The organism is Massilia alkalitolerans DSM 17462 (assembly GCF_000427785.1).
Lineage (GTDB): Bacteria > Pseudomonadota > Gammaproteobacteria > Burkholderiales > Burkholderiaceae_D > Telluria > Telluria alkalitolerans.
Genome location: NZ_ATYR01000002.1, coordinates 392539 through 411756, shown reverse-complemented (window position 1 = coordinate 411756; position 19218 = coordinate 392539). Strand labels below are relative to the sequence as shown.

Below are 19218 nucleotides of genomic sequence, written 5' to 3'. Positions count from 1 at the left end.
GAACATCGATCACATTCTGAAGGCGCGCCAGGCCACCACGATCCAGTCGGCCGCCGCCAGCGTCGGACGGCGCCGGAACACGTCGTACTCGGCCTTTTCGATCGCTTCCAGGATGCGCAGCCCACCCTGCACCATGAGGCGCAGTTCCCAGCCGATGCGGCCCGGCAGGCGGTGCACCAGCGGCGTGCCGCTGAGCATCAGGGCGCGGGCGCGCTCCACCTCGAAGCGCATCAGGGCGCGCCAGGCCGGCGTGGCCGGCCCGGAGGCCAGCTCCGCCTCGGACACGCCGTGCCGCTCCAGGTCTTCCAGCGGCAGGTAGATGCGGCCCTTGGGCAGGTCGATCGCAACGTCTTGCCAGAAGTTAATGAGCTGTAGCGACGTGCAGATCGCGTCCGAATCGCGCAGGTTGCGCTCGTCGACGGCGTCATAGAGTTCCAGCATCAGCCGCCCGACCGGGTTGGCCGAGCGCCGGCAATAGTCGAGCAGCGCGGTGTAGTCGGCATAGCGGGTGGTCGTCACGTCCTGGCGAAAGGCCGACAGCAGGTCGTGCATGGGCGCGACCGGCAGCCGGAACTCGCGCACCACGCCGGCCAGGCGCGCGAACAGCGGGTCGGCCGGCGTGAGGCCGCGTTCGATGGCCGCGAGCTCCCGCCCATAGCGCTCCAGTTCGGCCAGGCGTTCGGGCGGGGCGGCGTCGCCCTCGTCGGCGATGTCGTCGGCGCTGCGGGCGAAGGCATAGATGGCCTCGACCGCGGGCGCCAGGCGGCGCGGCAGCAGGAAGGAGGCGACCGGGAAGTTCTCGTAATGCTCAACTGGCATATTTGACTGTTGACTCTAATGTCGGTTTTCTGGCTCTTTCACTGATTATAATTGCTTGATTACAAATGCCCTAACTTGGCACATGATCGACAGGGGAACCCACGTGTCTGCATCTCCGAAGTTTCGTCCGAGCTTTTCTCCCATGCGCGCCGCATATGCCGCGCCCTTGCTGCTCTTCCTGCTGGCCGGCTGCGGCAAGGAGGAGCCCAGGCTAGAGGAGGTGCGCCCGGTGCGCGCCATCCAGCTGGCCGCCGGCACCGGCGGCCAGCGGGTCGAGTTCTCGGGCGACGTCCGGCCGCGCTATGAATCGCGCCTGGGATTCCGGGTGGGCGGCAAGATCGTCGAGCGCCGGGTCGATGTCGGCGCCGAGGTCAAGGACGGTCAGGTCTTGATGCGCCTGGATCCGCAGGACCTGCGCCTGGCCGAGGCCCAGGCGCGCGCCACGCTGCGCGCCGCCGAGACCGAGCGCGACCTGGCCCAGGCCGACTACAAGCGCCACCAGAACCTGCGCGCCCAGAATTTCGTCAGCCAGGCCGTCCTCGACGCCAAGCAGGCGGCGCTGCGCGCGGCCCAGGCCAACGTCGATGCGGCGCGCGCGGGCTTCCGCGGCCAGTCGAACCAGGCCGGCTATGCCAACCTGGAATCGGACGCTGACGGCGTGGTGACGGCGGTCGACGCCGAAGTCGGCCAGGTGGTGGCCGCCGGCGCGCCGGTGGTGCGGGTGGCCCGGACCGACGAGAAGGAAGTCGTGATCGGCATCCCCGAGGACCGGGTCGAGGCGCTGCGCCAGGCCAGCAACGTCAATGTGCGCCTGTGGGCCAAGCGCGCCGAAGCAATTCCCGGCAAGATCCGCGAAGTTTCGCCGGTGGCCGATCCGGCGACCCGTACCTATACCGTCAAGGTATCGATCCCGGCGCGCGCCGACATCCGGCTCGGCATGACGGCGACGGTGGAAATGACCACTGGCGGCGGCTCGAACGCCGCGGCGCTGCGGGTGCCGCTCAGCGCCCTGGTGCAGGACAAGGGCGTGACGGGCGTCTGGGTGGTCGACAAGGGCGTGGTGCAGATGCGGAAGGTAGAGGTGGCGGGCCAGTCGGGCAACGATATCCTGCTCTCGGGCGGCGTGCAGCCCGGCCAGACCGTGGTGACGGCCGGCGTGCACCTGCTCAAGCCGGGCCAGAAGGTGCGCATCCTGACGGCCGACGTGGCGCGCCGCGGCGATACCGAGGCCGCCGCGGTCGGCGGCGGTAACGGAGCCGGCAAATGAGGGGCTTCAACCTGTCGCGCTGGGCGCTGGAGCACATCCCGCTCACGCGCTACCTGATCGCCGCGCTCCTGATCGGCGGCATCCTGAGCTACCAGCAGCTGGGCCAGGACGAAGACCCGCCCTTCACCTTCCGCGCGATGGTGGTGAGCGCCGTCTGGCCGGGGGCGACCACGGTGCAGATGGCCGAGCAGGTGACCGACCCGCTCGAGAAGAAGCTGCAGGAGACGCCCTACATCGACCGCATCCGCAGCTTCTCCAAGCCGGGCGAGACCACCATCATCCTCGAGCTGCGCGAGTCGACGCCGCCCCATGAGACCGCGCCGGCCTTCTACCAGGTGCGCAAGAAGATCGGCGACATGGCGGCCACCCTGCCGCAGGGCGTGGTCGGGCCCTTCTTCAACGACGAATTCGGCGACACCTACGGCTCGATTTTCGCGCTCTCGGGCGATGGTTTCACGCCGGCCGAGATGCGCGACTACGCCGACTTCGTGCGCCAGCAACTGCTCAAGGTGCCGCTGGTCGCGAAAGTGGAGCAGTTCGGCGTGCAGGCCGAGAAGATCTATATCGAATTCTCCAGCAAGAAGTTCGCCCAGCTGGGCGTGCCCTTCGAGCAGATCGTCAACCAGATCGCCACCCAGAACCAGGTGGAGGCCAGCGGCGTCCTGGTGACGCCGAGCGACAACCTGCAGGTGCGGGTCACCGGCGCCCTGAAGAGTCTCGAGCTGCTGGAAAACCTGCAGCTGCGCGCCGGGAATGCCACCTTCCGCCTGGGTGACTTCGCCACGGTCAAGCGCGGCTACCAGGACCCGCCGCGCGACAAGATGCGCTTCAACGGCAAGGAAGTGATCGGCCTGGGCGTGTCGATGGAGAAGGGCGGCAACATCATCCGTCTCGGCGAGGGCCTGGACGAGACCGTCGCCCGCATACGTGCCCAGCTGCCGGTCGGCATCGAGCTCGAGCGCGTATCGAACCAGCCGCAGGCCGTCACCGCCTCGGTCAACGAGTTCATCAAGGTGCTGATCGAGGCGGTGATCATCGTGCTGGCCGTGTCCTTCATCGCGCTCGGCCTGCACACCAAGCCCAAGCTGCGCATCGACGTGCGCCCCGGCCTGGTGGTGGCGCTGACGATTCCGCTGGTGCTGGCGATTACCTTCCTGTTCATGCGGGTGCTCGACATCTCGCTGCACAAGATCTCGCTGGGCGCCCTGATCATCGCGCTCGGCCTGCTGGTGGACGACGCCATCATCGCGGTCGAGATGATGGTGCGCAAAATGGAAGAGGGCCTGTCGCGCTTCGAGGCCGCCACCTTCGCCTACACCTCCACCGCGATGCCGATGCTGACCGGGACCCTGATCACGGCGGCGGGCTTCCTGCCGATCGGCCTGGCCAAGTCGGCCGCCGGCGAATACACCTTCACGATGTTCTCGGTGAACGCGCTGGCCCTCCTGATCTCGTGGGTGGTGGCGGTGGTGTTCACGCCCTATATCGGCTACATCCTGCTGAAGGTCAAGCCGCACGGCCAGGGCGAATCCTCGCACGACGTGTTCGACAGCCCGGCCTACGAGCGTTTCCGGCGCCTCGTGAGCCGCTGCGTCGAGTGGCGCAAGACCACGATCGCCCTGAGCCTGGGCGTGTTCGCGCTGGGCGTGTTCGGTTTTAATTTCATCGAGAAGCAGTTCTTCCCGGATTCTAGCCGTCCCGAGCTGATGGTCGAGATGTGGTCGCCGGAAGGCACGAGCTTCGCGGCGAACGAAGCGGTGGTCAAGCGCTTCGAGGGCTTCCTCAGGCAGCAGCAGGGCGTGCAGAGCGTGACCAGCTATGTCGGCACCGGCAGCCCGCGCTTCTACCTGCCGCTGGACCAGATCTTCCCGCAGTCGAACGTATCCCAGCTGATCGTGCTGCCCGTGGATGCGGCCGCGCGCGATGCGCTGCGCTTGACAATCGAGGAAGCCTTCCGCAATGACTTCCCCGAGGTGCGCGGGCGCGTGAAGCTGCTGCCGAACGGGCCGCCGGTGGCCTATCCGGTGCAGTTCCAGGTGCTGGGGCCGGACATCGGCGTGGTGCGCAAGGTCGCCGACGAGGTGAGGGAAGTCATGCGCGCCAACCCGAACACGGTGGGCGTCAACGACAACTGGAACGAAGCGGTCAAGGTGCTGCGCCTCGACCTCGACCAGGACAAGCTGCGCGCGCTCGGCGTCACCTCGCAGGCGGTGCGGCGCGTGATCAACACCACGCTGACCGGCACGCCGGTCGGCCAGTTCCGCGAGACCAACCGCCTGATCGACATCGTGGTGCGCCAGCCGCTCGAAGAGCGTTCGACCATCACCCGCCTGTCCGAGGCCCTGGTGCCGACCGCCGGCGGCGGCGCCGTGCCGGTCGGGCAGGTGGCGCGCGTGGCCTTTGTCTGGGAGCCGGGCGTGGTCTGGCGCGAGGGGCGCGAGTGGGCCATCATGGTCCAGTCCGACGTGGTCGAGGGCATCCAGGGCCCCACCGTCACCGCCCAGGTGGACGAGAAGCTGGCCGCGATCCGCGCCAGGCTGCCGGCGGGCTACCGCCTCAAGGTGGAAGGCGCGGCGGCCGACAGCTCGGATGCGGAAGCCTCGATCATGGCCAACGTGCCCTTGGTGTTGTTCATCGTGTTCACGCTCCTGATGCTGCAGCTGCACAGCTTTTCACGCTCGCTGCTGGTCTTCCTCACCGGACCGCTCGGGATCGCGGGTGCGGCAATGGCGCTCCTGGTGTTCGGCCGGCCCTTCGGTTTCGTCGCCAACCTGGGCGTGATCGCGCTGTTCGGCATGATCATCCGTAATTCCGTGATCCTGGTCGACCAGATCGAGCAGGACATCGCGGGCGGGGCAGAAGCCTGGGACGCGATCGTCGAGGCGGCGGTGCGGCGCTGCCGGCCGATCCTGCTGACGGCCGCGGCGGCGGCGCTGGCGATGATTCCGCTGTCGCGCTCCGTGTTCTGGGGACCGATGGCGGTGGCGATCATGGGCGGCCTGCTGGTGGCGACGGCGCTCACCCTGCTGTTCCTGCCGGCCCTGTATGCGGCGTGGTTCCGGGTCAAGAAGCCGGTTGGCACGAAGACCGTGTAGTGTCCTTTGTTCACTCACCGCGGAGCCGTCATCCCGGCGAAGGCCGGGATCCAGGTTTCGTTGTGGGCCGCAAGCACTTGCGTGCCCCCACCAACGTGACGCAACGAACTTGGGCTCCGGCCTTCGCCGGAGCGACGGTTTGAGGGCTGACGCAGAGGCGTGCGAGCGTGGCTGCGCATACTGCCGAGCACTATCCTTCTATATAGATGAGCTCCCAACCCCCGCACGCACAGCAAAAAACGCCCCAATAGTGACAGAAAATCCAGTAAAATAATCGATTGAAGTTGTAGCCCCTAAACAGAGGAGTGCAGGGCGGCCGGTTTCACTGTCGGGCGCCCTTTGTTTTTGTGGCAAAAATGCAATCCTTCCGCGAGGATGGCGAAATTGGTAGACGCACCAGGTTTAGGTCCTGACGCCAGCAATGGTGTGGGGGTTCGAGTCCCCCTCCTCGCACCACGAATAATTATTTTTTTGGACGATTTTTATAATGGCAACTGCAGTCGAAACCCTGGGTAAACTCGAGCGTCGCTTGACGATCACTTTTCCGGTAGCTGACGTCCGTACGGAGGTCGAAAAGCGCCTCAAGAAGCAGGCCAAGACGGCAAAGGCCCCGGGCTTCCGCCCAGGTAAGGTGCCGCTCAAGATGGTCGCTGCGCAATACGGTTACCAGATCGAATCGGACGTGCTGAACGACAAGGTCGGCCGCGCGTTCAACGAAGCCGCCAACGAGAACCAGCTGCGCGTTGCCGGTTTCCCGAAAATCGAACCGAAAGAGGAAGCACCGGAAGGCATGCTGGCCTTCGACGCGACCTTCGAAGTCTATCCTGAAGTCGTGCTGGGCGACCTGGCCGCCACCGAGATCGAAACCGTTGCCGCCGAGGTGAGCGACGCCGAGATCGACAAGACCATCGACATCCTGCGCAAGCAGCGCGTGCACTACCACACCAAGGGTGAAGAGGGCGAGCACGGCACCGGCGGCGAAGCCGTGGCTGCCGACGGCGACCGCGTGACCGTGGACTTCGTCGGCAAGATCGACGGCGAAGAGTTCGCCGGCGGCAAGGCCGAGAACTACGCATTCGTGCTGGGCGAAGGCCGCATGCTGCCGGAATTCGAAGCCGCTACCGTGGGCCTGAAGGTCGGCGAAAGCAAGACTTTCCCGCTGCCTTTCCCTGAGGATTACCATGGCAAGGACGTGGCAGGCAAGACCGCCGAGTTCACCATCACCCTGAACAAGCTCGAATGGGCCCACATGCCGGAAGTCGACGCGGAATTCGCCAAGTCGCTGGGCATCGAAGACGGCTCGATCGAGAAGATGCGCGAAGACATCAAGACCAACCTGGAGCGTGAAGTCAACGCCCGCATCAAGGCCCGCAACAAGGAAGCCGTGATGGACGCGCTGGTCAAGTCGACCGAACTGGATGTGCCGAAGGCCATGATCCAGCAGGATTCCGAGCGCCTGGCCGAGATGACCCGCCAGGACATGGCGCAGCGCGGCATGGACGTCAAGGCAATGCCGTTCCCGCCGGAAATGTTCGCCGACAAGGCCGAGCGCCGCGTGCGCCTGGGCCTGATCCTGTCGCAGCTGGTGCAAGATAACAACCTGCAGGCAACCCAGGAGCAGGTCAAGGCCCAGATCGAAGACTTCTCGCAGAGCTACGAAGATCCGAAGGAAGTCCTGAAGTACTACTACAGCGACCGCCGCCGCCTGGCCGAAGTGGAAGCTCTTGTTTTGGAAGAAAACGTCGTTAACTATGTCCTCGGCAAGGCGAAGGTCAGCAGCAAGACCATCGCTTTCGATGAACTGATGGGCGGCAACGTCCCGGGTTAATGAATGCCAGCCAACAAGGCTGTTGTGGTTAAATCGTAGGGTGGGCGGGGTAATTCAGGCCAGTGGCCTGAATTACAGACGCCCACTGTTGTATTGGCGGCGAGATCATCGATAGCGAGATCGGAGCCGCCGACAATCACCGCGTGGGGTCCTCAGGTCCAGTGGACCTGAGGACGAGCTGCCCACCCTACGTTTCTGTGAAAACCACGCGCAGCTGCTAAGATTGGACTTCTGAACCCCTATTTACAAGGAACGAGACAGGTATGATTCGTAATCCGGCATTGGATACCCAAGCACTCGGCCTCGTGCCGATGGTGGTCGAACAAAGCGGCCGCGGCGAGCGCGCCTATGACATCTACTCGCGTCTCCTCAAAGAGCGCGTCATCTTCCTGGTCGGCCCTGTCAACGACCAGATGGCCAACCTGATCGTGGCCCAGCTGCTGTTCCTGGAGAGCGAGAATCCGGACAAGGACATCTCGCTGTACATCAACTCGCCGGGCGGTTCGGTCTCGGCGGGCCTGGCGATCTTCGACACGATGAACTTCATCAAGCCGGACGTCTCCACCCTGTGCACCGGCCTGGCCGCCTCGATGGGCGCCTTCCTGCTGGCTGCCGGCGCCAAGGGCAAGCGTTTCTCGCTGCCGAACTCGCGCGTCATGATCCACCAGCCGTCCGGCGGTTCGCAGGGCATGGCTTCGGACATCGAGATCCAGGCCAAGGAAATCCTGTACCTGCGCGAGCGCCTGGCACGCATCATGTCCGAGAACACCGGCCAGAGCATCGAGCAGATCCACCGCGACACCGACCGCGACCGCTTCATGTCGGCGGAAGAGGCCGTTGAATACGGCATGATCGACCGCGTGCTGACGAACCGCGCGTAAGGAAAGCGCGTTGCGACGCCGCCAAGGTGTTGCCAAAAAACGCCCGGGCGCAAAACGTGTTCGGGCGTTTCGTTTTTATTTCGGGTAGCATGTTCGTGTGCGCACTTGTTGCGTACCCGTATTAGCGTTATATTCAAGCAACTTATTAGATAACCTGCCCCATGTCTGACAAAAAATCCTCCAGCGGCGAAAAACTTCTGTACTGCTCGTTCTGCGGAAAGAGCCAGCACGAAGTCAAGAAGCTGATCGCGGGACCGTCGGTGTTCATCTGCGATGAATGCATCGATCTGTGCAACGACATCATCCGCGACGAGACTTCGAACGTCGAATCGGTGGCGGGCGCCAAGTCCGATCTGCCGACGCCTCACGAAATCACCGAACTGCTCGACCAGTACGTGATCGGCCAGCAGACGGCCAAGCGCATCCTGTCGGTGGCGGTGTACAACCACTACAAGCGCCTCAAGCACCTGGGCAAGAAGGACGACATCGAGCTGGCCAAGAGCAATATCCTGCTCGTCGGCCCGACCGGTTCCGGCAAGACCCTGCTGGCCCAGACCCTGGCGCGCATGCTCAACGTCCCCTTCGTGATCGCCGACGCGACCACCCTGACCGAAGCCGGCTATGTCGGCGAAGACGTCGAGAACATCATCCAGAAGCTGCTGCAAAGCTGCAACTACGAAGTCGAGAAGGCCCAGCGCGGCATCGTCTACATCGACGAGATCGACAAGATCTCGCGCAAGTCCGACAACCCGTCGATCACCCGCGACGTCTCGGGCGAGGGCGTGCAGCAGGCCCTGCTCAAGCTCATCGAGGGCACGATGGCCTCGGTGCCTCCGCAGGGCGGCCGCAAGCATCCGAACCAGGACTTCGTCCAGATCGACACGACCAACATCATGTTCATCTGCGGCGGCGCGTTCGACGGCCTGGCCAAGATCATCCAGAACCGTTCCGAAAAGAGCGGTATCGGTTTCGCGGCCACGGTCAAGAGCCAGACCGAGCGCGCCAACAGTGAAATCCTGATGGAAGCCGAGCCGGAAGACCTGATCAAGTTCGGCCTCATCCCGGAACTGGTCGGCCGTCTGCCGGTCGTGGCGACCTTGAGCGAACTCACCGAAGAAGCGCTGATCCAGATCCTGATCGAGCCCAAGAACGCCTTGATCAAGCAATACTCGAAGCTGCTTGAAATGGAGGGCGCGGAACTCGAAATACGTCCTGCGGCACTGCACGCGATTGCGCGCAAGGCACTGGCACGCAAGACCGGTGCCCGTGGCCTGCGCTCGATTCTCGAGCACGCCCTGCTGGACGTGATGTACGAGCTGCCGAGCCAGCAGAACGTCGTGAAGGTCGTGATCGATGAAAATACGATCACGAATGCCGCGAAACCTTTGCTGATTTATAGCGAAACGCCAAAAGCATCTGGCGAAAACTAAAAAAAGGCGCGTTCTTTTGCCACAAAAGTCTTGCCGTACGGATTCTTGAAGGTACACTACTTCATAATAAAGAACGGCTTCAATCGAAAAGCCACTCGCGGGGATTTCCTCGCGCAGTGGCTTTTTCATTTGAAAGCGCGTTCTTTATCGGAACGGCTATATTTTCTAAACATTGATATTCTTTTACTCGTAGAAAATATATTCGCGGTGGCCTTGAGATTTGCGCTGCGAGTGCCCAAGTTCAGCAACACGTTTTTATAAGGTATGCCATGACAACTTCGAAATTAACCGAACAAACGACGCTGCCTCTCCTGCCGCTGCGCGACGTGGTCGTGTTCCCGCATATGGTGATACCTCTGTTCGTCGGCCGTCCGAAATCGATCAAGGCCCTCGAAGCCGCGATGGAGCAGGGCAAGAGCATCATGCTGGCTGCCCAGAAAGCCGCCGCCAAGGACGAACCTTCCGCCGCAGACATCTACGAGATCGGCTGCGTGGCCAATATTCTGCAAATGCTCAAGCTCCCCGACGGCACCGTGAAGGTCCTGGTCGAGGGCGCCCAGCGCGCGCGCATCGATCACATCACCGATGGCGCCACCCACTTTACCGCCGAGCTGACCCCGGTCGGCTCGGAAATCGGCGACGACTCCGAAGTCGAGGCCATGCGCCGCGCCATCGTCCAGCAGTTCGACCAGTACGTCAAACTCAACAAGAAAATCCCGCCCGAGATCCTGGCTTCGCTCGCGGGGATCGACGACGCCGGCCGCCTGGCCGACACCGTCGCCGCGCACCTGCCGCTCAAGCTCGAGCAGAAGCAGGTCATCCTGGAGATCTTCAACGTCGCCAAGCGCCTCGAGCACCTGCTCGGCCAACTGGAAGGCGAACTGGACATCCTGCAGGTCGAGAAGCGCATCCGCGGCCGCGTCAAGCGTCAGATGGAGAAGTCGCAGCGCGAGTACTACCTGAACGAACAGGTCAAGGCCATCCAGAAGGAACTGGGCGAAGGCGAGGACGGCGCCGACATCGAGGAGCTGGAGAAGAAGGTTGTCGCTGCCAAGATGCCGAAAGAGGCACTGGATAAGGCGATGAGCGAGATCAAGAAGCTCAAGATGATGTCGCCGATGTCGGCCGAAGCCACCGTGGTGCGCAACTACATCGACACCCTGGTCGGGCTGCCGTGGAAGAAGAAGTCGAAGGTCACCATCGACCTCGAAAAGGCCCAGCAGGTGCTGGAAGCCGACCACTACGGCCTCGACAAGATCAAGGAACGCATCCTCGAGTACCTCGCGGTGCAGCAGCGCGTCGACAAGCTGAAGGCCCCGATCCTGTGCTTCGTCGGTCCTCCGGGCGTCGGCAAGACCTCGCTGGGCGAATCGATCGCCCGCGCCACCAACCGCAAGTACGTGCGCATGGCGCTCGGCGGCGTGCGCGACGAGGCCGAGATCCGCGGCCACCGCCGCACCTACATCGGCTCGATGCCGGGCAAGGTGCTGCAGTCGCTGTCGAAAGTCGGCGTGCGCAACCCGCTGTTCCTGCTCGACGAGATCGACAAGATGGGCGCGGACTTCCGCGGCGATCCGTCCTCGGCCCTGCTCGAGGTGCTGGACCCGGCGCAGAACCACACCTTCAGCGACCACTATGTGGAAGTCGACTTCGACCTGTCGGACGTGATGTTCGTGGCTACCTCGAACTCCTTCAACATCCCGCCGGCGCTGCTGGACCGGATGGAAGTGATCCGCCTGTCGGGCTACACCGAGGACGAAAAGACCAGCATCGCGCAGCGCTACCTGCTGCCGAAGCAGATCAAGAACAACGGCCTGAAGGAAGGCGAGATCAAGGTCGAGGAATCGGCGATCCGCGACATCATCCGCTACTACACCCGCGAAGCCGGCGTGCGTTCGCTCGAGCGCGAGATCTCGAAGATCTGCCGCAAGGTCGTCAAAATGCTGCTGCTGACCAAGGCCGAGAAGCGCGTGCTGGTGAACGCCAAGAACCTGGATAAATTCCTGGGCGTGCGCCGCTACGACTTCGGCGTGGCCGAGAAGGAAAACCAGATCGGCCAGGTGGTTGGCCTGGCCTGGACCGAGGTGGGCGGCGACCTCCTGACCATCGAAGCGGTGAACGTGCCGGGCAAGGGCGCCATCATCCGCACCGGCACCCTGGGCGACGTGATGAAGGAGTCGATCGAAGCGGCGCGCACGGTGGTGCGTTCGCGCGCCCAGCGCTTCGGCATCAAGGCGGAAGCGTTTGAAAAGACCGACATCCACATCCACGTGCCGGAAGGCGCGACGCCGAAGGACGGTCCCTCGGCCGGTATCGGCATGACGGCCGCGCTGGTTTCGGCCTTCACCGGCATCCCGGTGCGCGCCGATGTGGCGATGACCGGCGAGATCACGCTGCGCGGCGAAGTCCTGCCGATCGGCGGCCTGAAGGAGAAGCTGCTGGCGGCGCATCGCGGCGGCATCAAGACGGTCCTGATCCCCGAGCAGAACGTGAAGGACCTGGCCGAGATTCCGGACAACGTCAAGAACAAGCTCGAGATCGTGCCGGTGCGCTGGATCGAGAAGGTGCTCGAGGTTGCGCTGGAGCGCCAGCCGGAACCGCTGGCGGACGTGGCGGCGGCACCCGTGGCCGTCACCCCGAGCGCGGCGGCGGAAGGGTCGACCGAGGTGGTCAAGCACTGATCGCTTGATTGAACGATGAGACAGGCGCCTGCGGGCGCCTGTTTTTTTGTTCGGAACGTGCGATACGGGAACAAGCGGTGCTATTCCCCACGGATGTTGCTTGACAGACCAATGTTGCCCTTGTTTAATACCGGCTTGCACTTTTGCAGGAAGGCGCCCCGGCGTCCAACGTATACACGAGGGTTAGAGTGAACAAGACAGAACTGATCGAAGAAATCGCGAAGTCCGCGGACATTACCAAGGCCTCGGCGACGCGTGCTCTCGACGCCATGATCGGAGCCGTGACCGAGTCCCTGAAGAAGAACGACAGCGTCACGCTGGTCGGCTTCGGCACCTTCACCGTGGGCGAACGCGCTGCCCGCACCGGCCGCGATCCGCGCACCAAGGAACCGATCAAGATTGCAGCTGCAAAGGTTCCGAAATTTAAGGCTGGTAAAGCTCTGAAAGATGCTGTAAACTAATGCCTTCTCTGCGGTGACATGCAGAGGCACTACCTGCAAGGGTAATGCGATGTCGTGTTTTTGTTGGAGCGGTAGTTCAGTTGGTTAGAATACCGGCCTGTCACGCCGGGGGTCGCGGGTTCGAGCCCCGTCCGCTCCGCCAACATCCACCACATTAGTCTGGAGCGGTAGTTCAGTTGGTTAGAATACCGGCCTGTCACGCCGGGGGTCGCGGGTTCGAGCCCCGTCCGCTCCGCCAGAATACTAGGAGAGAAGTGTTCCCCCTGCGGGGAACACGGATTGGGCAAGAAGGGATTCCCTTGCAAGGGAATCCGCGGCCCGCGGTACGTGGGCGAGCCCCGTCCGCTCCGCCAGAATTCAGTATTGCCCGAGGTGTCCGACGATGCCGAGGGAGACAAGAAGGGGCGAACGCGAGTTCGCCTTTTTTTTTAACTTGTGCTGTTAAAGCATTATCAACCTTGAATGGCTGACCATGTTTGATTTTGTCCGTAACAACAAGCGCGTGATGCAGGGCCTGCTGCTCGTCCTGATCGTGCCTTCGTTCGTGTTAGTCGGTGTCGAGAGCTACCAGGACCGTGGCGACGCCGCGTCGAGCGTGGCGACCGTGGCCGGCCAGAAGGTTACCCAGCAGGAATGGGAAGAAGCCCAGCGCCGCCAGATCGACCAGGCGCGCCAGATGATGGGCCCGCAGTTCGACCAGAAGATGTTCGAGACGCCGGAAGCCAAGCAGGCGATCCTGAACAACCTGGTGGCCGAACGCGCCATCAACGCCGAACTCGCGCGCGCGCACATGACCGTGGGCGACGCCGCGCTGGCCAGGAGGATCGGCGAATACCAGCAGTTTCGCAAGCCGGACGGCAGCTTCGACATGGAGCAGTACAAGCAAGCGCTGGCCGCCCAGGGCATGACCCCGGCGATGTTCGACCAGCGCCTGCGCCGCGACCTGACCCTGGAGCAGCTGACCGGCTCGATCCAGGCCACCGCGTTTGCTCCGCGCTCGGTGTCCGAGCGCCTGTCGAGCATCAGCGACCAGGAACGCGAAGTCCAGGAAATGCTGTTCCCGATCGCGCAGTACCTGCCGCAGGTGAAGGTCACCGACGCGATGGTCAAGGCCTACTACGACAAGAACGCCCAGCTGTTCACCATCCCCGAGCAGGTGAAGGCCGAGTACGTCGTGTTCGACGCCGCCGCGGTGGAGAGCCAGGTGCAGGTCAGCGACGCCGAAGTCACCGACTACTACAACAAGAACCTCAAAAGCTACACCACGCCGGAACAGCGTACCGCGAGTCACATCCTGATCAACGCCGGCCGCGACGCCAAGCCGGCCGAGCAGGCTGCAGCGAAGGCCAAGGCCGAGGGGGTGCTGGCGGAGGTGCGCAAGAACCCGGCGAACTTCGCCGAGATCGCCAAGGCGCAGTCGCAGGACCAGGGCTCGGCCCAGGCCGGCGGCGACCTCGGCGTGGTCGAGAAGGGCACTTTCGTGAAGCCGGTGGAAGACGCGATCTACGCGCTCAAGGAAGGCGAAGTGAGCGGCGTGGTGCAGTCCGAGTTCGGTTACCACATCATCAAGCTCACCTCGCTGAAAGCCGCCGAACAGAAGCCCCTGGCAGCCGCGAAGGATGACATCGCCGCCGACCTGAAGAAGCAGAAGATGTCGAAGCGTTATTCGGAAATGGCCGAGACCTTCACCAATATGGTCTACGAGCAGTCGGATAGCCTGAAGCCGGTGGCCGACAAGCTGGGCCTGAAGATCCAGACCGTCGACGGTCTGACCCGCAAGCCGAATCCGCAGCTGGGCGAGGCGCCGTTCAATAACGAGAAGTTCCTGGCCGCGCTGTTCGGTACCGACGCCGTGAAGAACAAGCGCAACACCGAAGCCGTGGAAGTGTCGCCGAGCGTGCTGATCTCGGGCCGCGTGGTCGAGTTCAAGCCGGCCACCAAGCGCCCGCTGGCCGAGGTCGACGCCATGATCCGCCAGCGCGTCACGCTGGAAGAGGCATCGCGCCTGGCCAAGGCCGCCGGCGAGCAGAAGCTGGCCGCCGCCAAGGCGTCGGGCGATGCGACCGGTTTCGGCGCGCCACAAGTCGTGACCCGCACCAAGGAACCGACCATCAACACCACGGCTGCGATCGCGGTGCTGAAGGCGGATGCAACCAAGCTGCCGGCCTACGTCGGCGTGGAGATTCCGGGCCAAGGCTACGGCGTGTACCGCATCAACAAGGTGTCGCAGCCGGCCAACCCGGACGTGAACCGCCGCAAGCAGGAAGCGCAGCAGATTTCGGGCCTGGTGGGCCAGGCGGAGCTGTTCAACTATGTCGAGGCGCTCAAGACCAAGGCCAAGGCCAAGGTCAATGTGAACGCGTCGCAGCTGGGCGCCAAGCCGGAAGGCGAGTGATTGCGGTTGACAGGTAGGATGCGAAAAAGCCCGGCTGTTTGAGCAGCCGGGCTTTTTGTTTTGCACGTCGAACTAAGCAGAAGCTTCAGTCATTCAGCTGCCATGAAACGTCATTCCCGCCACTGGCGGCAATGACTTCCGGCGAAGGCCGGAATCCAATTCCCACGAACAGTGAAAACGCACGCGCTTGTGGCCATGCTTGCAAAATTGGATCCCGGCCTGCGCCGGGATGACGACTCATAGGCTAACGGTTAGCGCAGTGGGACGGGTGTTCAAGCAGCGTGCAAGCGCCGTGCCGCCGCCACGAAATCTTGCTGGGCAATGTCGTTCAACTCCAGCACCTCCGCCTTCGGAAACTGCACGAAATTCCGGTCGATCGAGCGCAGGTAGGCCGGATCGTAATGCTCCACCAGCAGCTGGTCTACCAGCTCGGCCATGGCGCCGCTGTTGGCCATGTCGCGCCAGGCCTTGATCTTCTCGTTCCCGTGCAGCTGCACCAGGTGGGCCAGCTGGCCGGTGAGCGCGTCCGGGTTCTTGCAGAAGTGCTCGTAGTCTTCCATCAGGAGCCGCACCCGGTTCTCGCGCGACAGCGAGAGCGAGATGCAGGGCGAGGCGCGCATGCCTGCCATGACCGCCTCCGGCACGCGCAGGTTGCCGACCTTCTTGCTCTCGGATTCCACGAACACGGGCTTGGCTGGATCGAAGTGCCGCAGCTTGCCCCAGACCTGGCTCTCGAACATCTTCTGGCTCGGCTGCGGCTCGTCCGGCAGGTGGCCCAGCACCGAGCCGCGGTGCGCCGCCAGTTTTTCGAGGTCGAGCACTTGCGCGCCCATGCGGTCGAGGGTCTCCAGCAGGCGGCTCTTGCCGCTGCCCGTGGTGCCGCACACTACACGGAAATCCAGTTGCGGCGGGTTCTCCAGCGCGCTTGCCACGTGCGCGCGGTAGGCCTTGTAGCCGCCATCGAGCTGCACTACCGGCCAGCCGATCTTGGCCAGGATGTGCGCCATCGAGCCGCTGCGGTTGCCGCCGCGCCAGCAGTACACCAGCGGCTTCCAGTCGCGCGGCTTGTCCGCAAACAGCGTCTCGATGTGGCGCGCGATGTTGGCGGCCACCAGCGGCGCGCCCACCTTCTTGGCCTCGAAGGCGCCGACCTGCTTGTACAGGGTGCCGACGCGCACGCGCTGCGCGTCGTCGAGCACCGGCGCATTGATCGCGCCGGGGATGCGGTCGAGCGCATATTCCGACTCGCTGCGCGCGTCGATGATGGTGTCGAAGGTATCGAGTTCGGGAAGGATGTCGGCGAAGCTGAGGACGGCTGGGTATTTCATTATTTTTTCACGAGTGGCGCGAACTGCGGCCAGATGTTGTTCAGGATGATGGGGTGGGCCGCGGCGGTCGGGTGCATGCGGTCCTGCTGGAACAGGGACGGCTTGTCGGCCACGCCCTCCAGCATGAAGGGCACCAGCGGCGATTTGGTGTCGCTTGAGAGCTTCTTGAACATGTTGAAGAAGCTTTCGGTGTAGGCGCGCCCGTAGTTCGGCGGCATGCGCATCCCCACCAGCATCACCTTCGCATTTTTCTTCTGCGCCATGTCGACCATGGCGCGCAGGTTGCCTTCGGCCGAGGCCACGGGCAGGCCGCGCAGGCCGTCGTTGGCGCCCAGTTCGATCACGACGATGTTCGGCTTGTGCTGGTCGAGCAGCGCCGGCAGGCGGGTACGTCCGCCGATCGTGGTCTCGCCGCTGATGCTGGCGTTGACGACCCTGGCCGGGATGTTTTCGGCCTTGAGCTTTTGTTCGAGCAGGGCTACCCAGCCGGTGCCGCGCGTGATGCCGTATTCGGCCGACAGGCTGTCGCCCACCACGAGTACGGTTTTTGGTGCAGAATAGGCGCTGCTCGACGCGGCCAGCGTCATGATTGCTACGAGAGACAACTTTTTAAGAATGGCTAGCATGCGTGATAACCCCGAGGTGTTCAAGAATGGTAGGACGGCCGACGCTGCAGTGCCAGGCCGGCCGGCGGCAATCGCGGTCAGCGGCCTGTCGAAGCGGGTGGCGGATGCCAGCGGCGAACTCACCATCCTGCAAAACATCGATTTTACCGTGCAACCGGCCGAGACGCTCGCGCTCGTCGGTGCCTCCGGTTCGGGCAAGTCGACCTTGCTGGGCCTGCTTGCCGGCCTGGACACGCCATCGAGCGGCAAGGTCCTGCTCGACGGCACCGACATCTTCGCGCTCGACGAGGATGGGCGCGCCGCCTTCCGCAAGGCCAAGCTGGGCTTCGTGTTCCAGTCTTTCCAGTTGCTGGCGCACCTGAATGCCGTTGAAAACGTGATGTTGCCGCTGGAACTGCGTGGGGACAATGATGCTCGTGCAAAAGCCGAGGCCATGCTGGGGCGCGTGGGCCTGTCCAGCCGCCTGCGCCATTATCCCAAGTACCTGTCGGGCGGCGAGCAGCAGCGCGTGGCCCTGGCCCGTGCCTTTGTCACCGAACCGCCGCTGCTGTTCGCCGACGAGCCGACCGGCAGCCTGGACGCCGCCACCGGCGAAGCGATCATTGGGCTGATGTTCGAACTGAACCGCGAGCGCGGCTCGACCCTCGTGCTGGTAACGCACGACCCGGCCATGGCGGCGCGCTGCGGCCGCACGCTGACGATCGCTGCAGGCCAATTGGCTTGAGTTCGTAGGGTGTGCGGGTCTCCCGCCCACGCGGCGATACGAAGTGGCTCCGATCTCGCGCTCGAAGATCTTGCTACTCACTATCGCCCTGCCCACGCTAGGTTAGGCCAGCTTTCTCCGCAACCAGCAGGTTCAGAACGGCCCGTGCCGCGGCCGGCAATTCTCCCGCCGTCATGCCGATCGGTCCGACCCCGTGCGCGACCAGCAGGTCCGCCGCGGTGCCGTGGATCCAGGCGGCACCGAGCGCCGCTTCCCATGCCGGCCAGCCCTGCGCGAGCAACGCAGCGCAAATCCCCGCCAGCACGTCGCCGCTGCCGGCGGTCGCCAGGCCGGCATTGCCGGTGGGGTTGATGAAAATCGACCCATCCGGGCGCGCGATCACCGAGCCCGAACCCTTCAGGATCACCGCCGCATTGCTGCGCACAGCGATCGCACGCGCGGCCGCCAGGCGCTCGGCCTGGATGCCGGGCGCCGTCATGCCGAGCAGGCGCGCGGCTTCCAGGGGGTGGGGTGTGAGCACGGCCGGGCTGCTTCTTTGCGCCAGGCGTTTCAACAGGTCCGGACTGGCGCCGATCAGGGTGATCGCATCGGCATCGATCACCAGCGGGCTGTCGCTGTCGAGGGCCCTGGCCAGCAGGCGCATCGCGCTGGCCGAGCCGCCCATGCCGGGGCCGATCACCAGCGTGCGCTTGTCGAACTCGAACTCGTCGGCCAGCCGGAACATGATCTCGGGCTGCACGCTGTCGTAGCCCGGCCCGGGATCGATCATCGCGACAAAGGTCCGGCCGGCACCGGCGAACAGGGCGCCGCGCGCGGCCAGCACCGGGGCGCCGGCCATGCCGTGGGCGCCGCCGATGACGGCCACGTCGCCGAAACTGCCCTTGTGGGTGTTGTGGCGGCGGGCCGCCAGGTGCTGTGCGAAGCTGTCGGCCGACCCGAGGCGGGCGGCGGGCGGCGGGAGCAGCCTTGGTGCGACGCCGAGCGGCTCGACCCGCACCTGGCCCGCATGGTCGCGGCCATCGGCCGTGTGCAGGCCCGGCTTGTCGCCCAGGAAGGTGATGGTGTGGGTCGCTCGCACCGCGATGCCGTCGGGGCCGATCACGGCGCCGGTGTCGGCATCCAGTCCGCTCGGCACGTCCAGCGCCAGGATCGGGCAGCGCAGTTCGTCGAGCGCGGCCACCAGCGCGCGGTACTCGCCCTCGATCGGGCGCGTGAGGCCGATGCCGAACAGGCCGTCGACGACCAGGCCCCACTGCGCATCTGGGGGCAGCATGTCGATGAAGCCGACCGTGCCGTCGCGTGCGCGTTCGTGCGCGCTCGCCGCCTCGTCCGAGGTCGTGCGCTGGCCGGGCAGGTAGAGCACGGTCGCATCGACGCCGGCGTCGGCAAGGACGGCCGCCATTTCCAGCGCATCGCCGCCGTTGTTGCCGGGGCCGGCCAGCAGCAGGACGGGCAGGTCGCGCTTGTCGCCCAGCAGTTCGAGCGCATACTTCGCGGCCGCCTCGCCGGCACGGCGCATCAAGCTTCCAGGTTCGAGCTCCGCATAGGCAGCCCGTTCGATCTCGCGCAGCTGCGCGACGGTATACAGGGGATTGTCCATGATCCTATTGTCATGCATTTTGGCCAAAACAGTCGCGCGCCCGGACTACAATAGGCGTTTTGGATCGCGTGGCAAGGGAGTAA

The 19218-nt window shown here is 64.2% G+C and carries 13 protein-coding genes and 3 tRNA genes; 12 read left to right on the top strand and 4 right to left on the bottom strand.

Annotated elements, in window-relative coordinates; translation table 11 throughout:
• Positions 1-9: 9 nt before the first annotated feature.
• Positions 10-819, bottom strand: a complete 810-nt coding sequence (gene hpnC, locus YWC_RS0103755; protein ID WP_027864176.1) for a squalene synthase HpnC — start codon at positions 817-819, stop codon at positions 10-12.
• Between the two features lie 142 nt (positions 820-961).
• Here hpnC and YWC_RS0103750 point away from each other — a divergent pair, with 142 nt between their 5' ends.
• From YWC_RS0103750 to YWC_RS0103700, 11 genes are all read left to right on the top strand, one after another.
• Positions 962-2086: an efflux RND transporter periplasmic adaptor subunit gene (locus YWC_RS0103750; protein ID WP_027864175.1), complete on the top strand. Its 1125-nt coding sequence runs from the start codon at positions 962-964 to the stop codon at positions 2084-2086.
• A complete protein-coding gene (locus YWC_RS0103745) occupies positions 2083-5181 on the top strand; it encodes an efflux RND transporter permease subunit (protein WP_027864174.1) in 3099 nt (1032 codons plus the stop codon). The genes YWC_RS0103750 and YWC_RS0103745 overlap by 4 nt, the downstream gene beginning before the upstream one ends.
• Before the next feature lie 369 nt (positions 5182-5550).
• Positions 5551-5637: transfer RNA gene (locus YWC_RS0103740), tRNA-Leu, on the top strand.
• A gap of 31 nt (positions 5638-5668) precedes the next feature.
• Positions 5669-7009 carry a trigger factor gene (gene tig, locus YWC_RS0103735; protein WP_027864173.1) on the top strand — a complete coding sequence of 447 codons (1341 nt, stop codon included), beginning with the start codon at positions 5669-5671 and terminating at the stop codon, positions 7007-7009.
• A gap of 263 nt (positions 7010-7272) precedes the next feature.
• Positions 7273-7890, top strand: a complete 618-nt coding sequence (gene clpP, locus YWC_RS0103730; RefSeq protein ID WP_027864172.1) for an ATP-dependent Clp endopeptidase proteolytic subunit ClpP — start codon at positions 7273-7275, stop codon at positions 7888-7890.
• A 161-nt stretch (positions 7891-8051) separates the two neighbouring features.
• Positions 8052-9320 carry an ATP-dependent Clp protease ATP-binding subunit ClpX gene (clpX, locus tag YWC_RS0103725; RefSeq protein ID WP_027864171.1) on the top strand — a complete coding sequence of 423 codons (1269 nt, stop codon included), beginning with the start codon at positions 8052-8054 and terminating at the stop codon, positions 9318-9320.
• Positions 9321-9589: 269 nt separating this feature from the next.
• On the top strand, positions 9590-12001 hold the full coding sequence (gene lon / locus YWC_RS0103720) for an endopeptidase La (protein ID WP_027864170.1): 2412 nt from the start codon (positions 9590-9592) through the stop codon (positions 11999-12001).
• Positions 12002-12144: 143 nt separating this feature from the next.
• A complete protein-coding gene (locus YWC_RS0103715; protein WP_161783926.1) occupies positions 12145-12462 on the top strand; it encodes an HU family DNA-binding protein in 318 nt (105 codons plus the stop codon).
• Between the two features lie 65 nt (positions 12463-12527).
• A tRNA-Asp gene (locus YWC_RS0103710) sits at positions 12528-12604 on the top strand.
• Positions 12605-12623: 19 nt separating this feature from the next.
• A tRNA-Asp gene (locus YWC_RS0103705) sits at positions 12624-12700 on the top strand.
• A gap of 234 nt (positions 12701-12934) precedes the next feature.
• Positions 12935-14857 (top strand): SurA N-terminal domain-containing protein, encoded by a 1923-nt coding sequence (locus YWC_RS0103700; protein ID WP_027864168.1) that lies wholly within the window; start codon positions 12935-12937, stop codon positions 14855-14857.
• Positions 14858-15129: 272 nt separating this feature from the next.
• Here YWC_RS0103700 and mnmH read toward each other — a convergent pair whose 3' ends face one another.
• Both mnmH and YWC_RS0103690 read right to left on the bottom strand, forming a co-directional pair.
• The gene (gene mnmH, locus YWC_RS0103695) at positions 15130-16185 is read right to left on the bottom strand and encodes a tRNA 2-selenouridine(34) synthase MnmH (protein WP_027864167.1); all 1056 of its coding nucleotides are present in this window, start codon (positions 16183-16185) and stop codon (positions 15130-15132) included.
• The gene (locus YWC_RS0103690) at positions 16185-16772 is read right to left on the bottom strand and encodes an arylesterase (RefSeq protein ID WP_307175256.1); all 588 of its coding nucleotides are present in this window, start codon (positions 16770-16772) and stop codon (positions 16185-16187) included. Before YWC_RS0103690 ends, mnmH begins: the two co-directional genes overlap by 1 nt.
• Before the next feature lie 37 nt (positions 16773-16809).
• Here YWC_RS0103690 and YWC_RS0103685 point away from each other — a divergent pair, with 37 nt between their 5' ends.
• On the top strand, positions 16810-17535 hold the full coding sequence (locus YWC_RS0103685) for an ABC transporter ATP-binding protein (RefSeq protein WP_027864165.1): 726 nt from the start codon (positions 16810-16812) through the stop codon (positions 17533-17535).
• Between the two features lie 97 nt (positions 17536-17632).
• Here the strand turns inward: YWC_RS0103685 and YWC_RS0103680 are convergent, their stop codons facing one another.
• Positions 17633-19135, bottom strand: coding sequence for a bifunctional ADP-dependent NAD(P)H-hydrate dehydratase/NAD(P)H-hydrate epimerase (locus YWC_RS0103680; RefSeq protein ID WP_027864164.1), 1503 nt, complete (start codon positions 19133-19135; stop codon positions 17633-17635).
• Positions 19136-19218 lie beyond the last annotated feature (83 nt).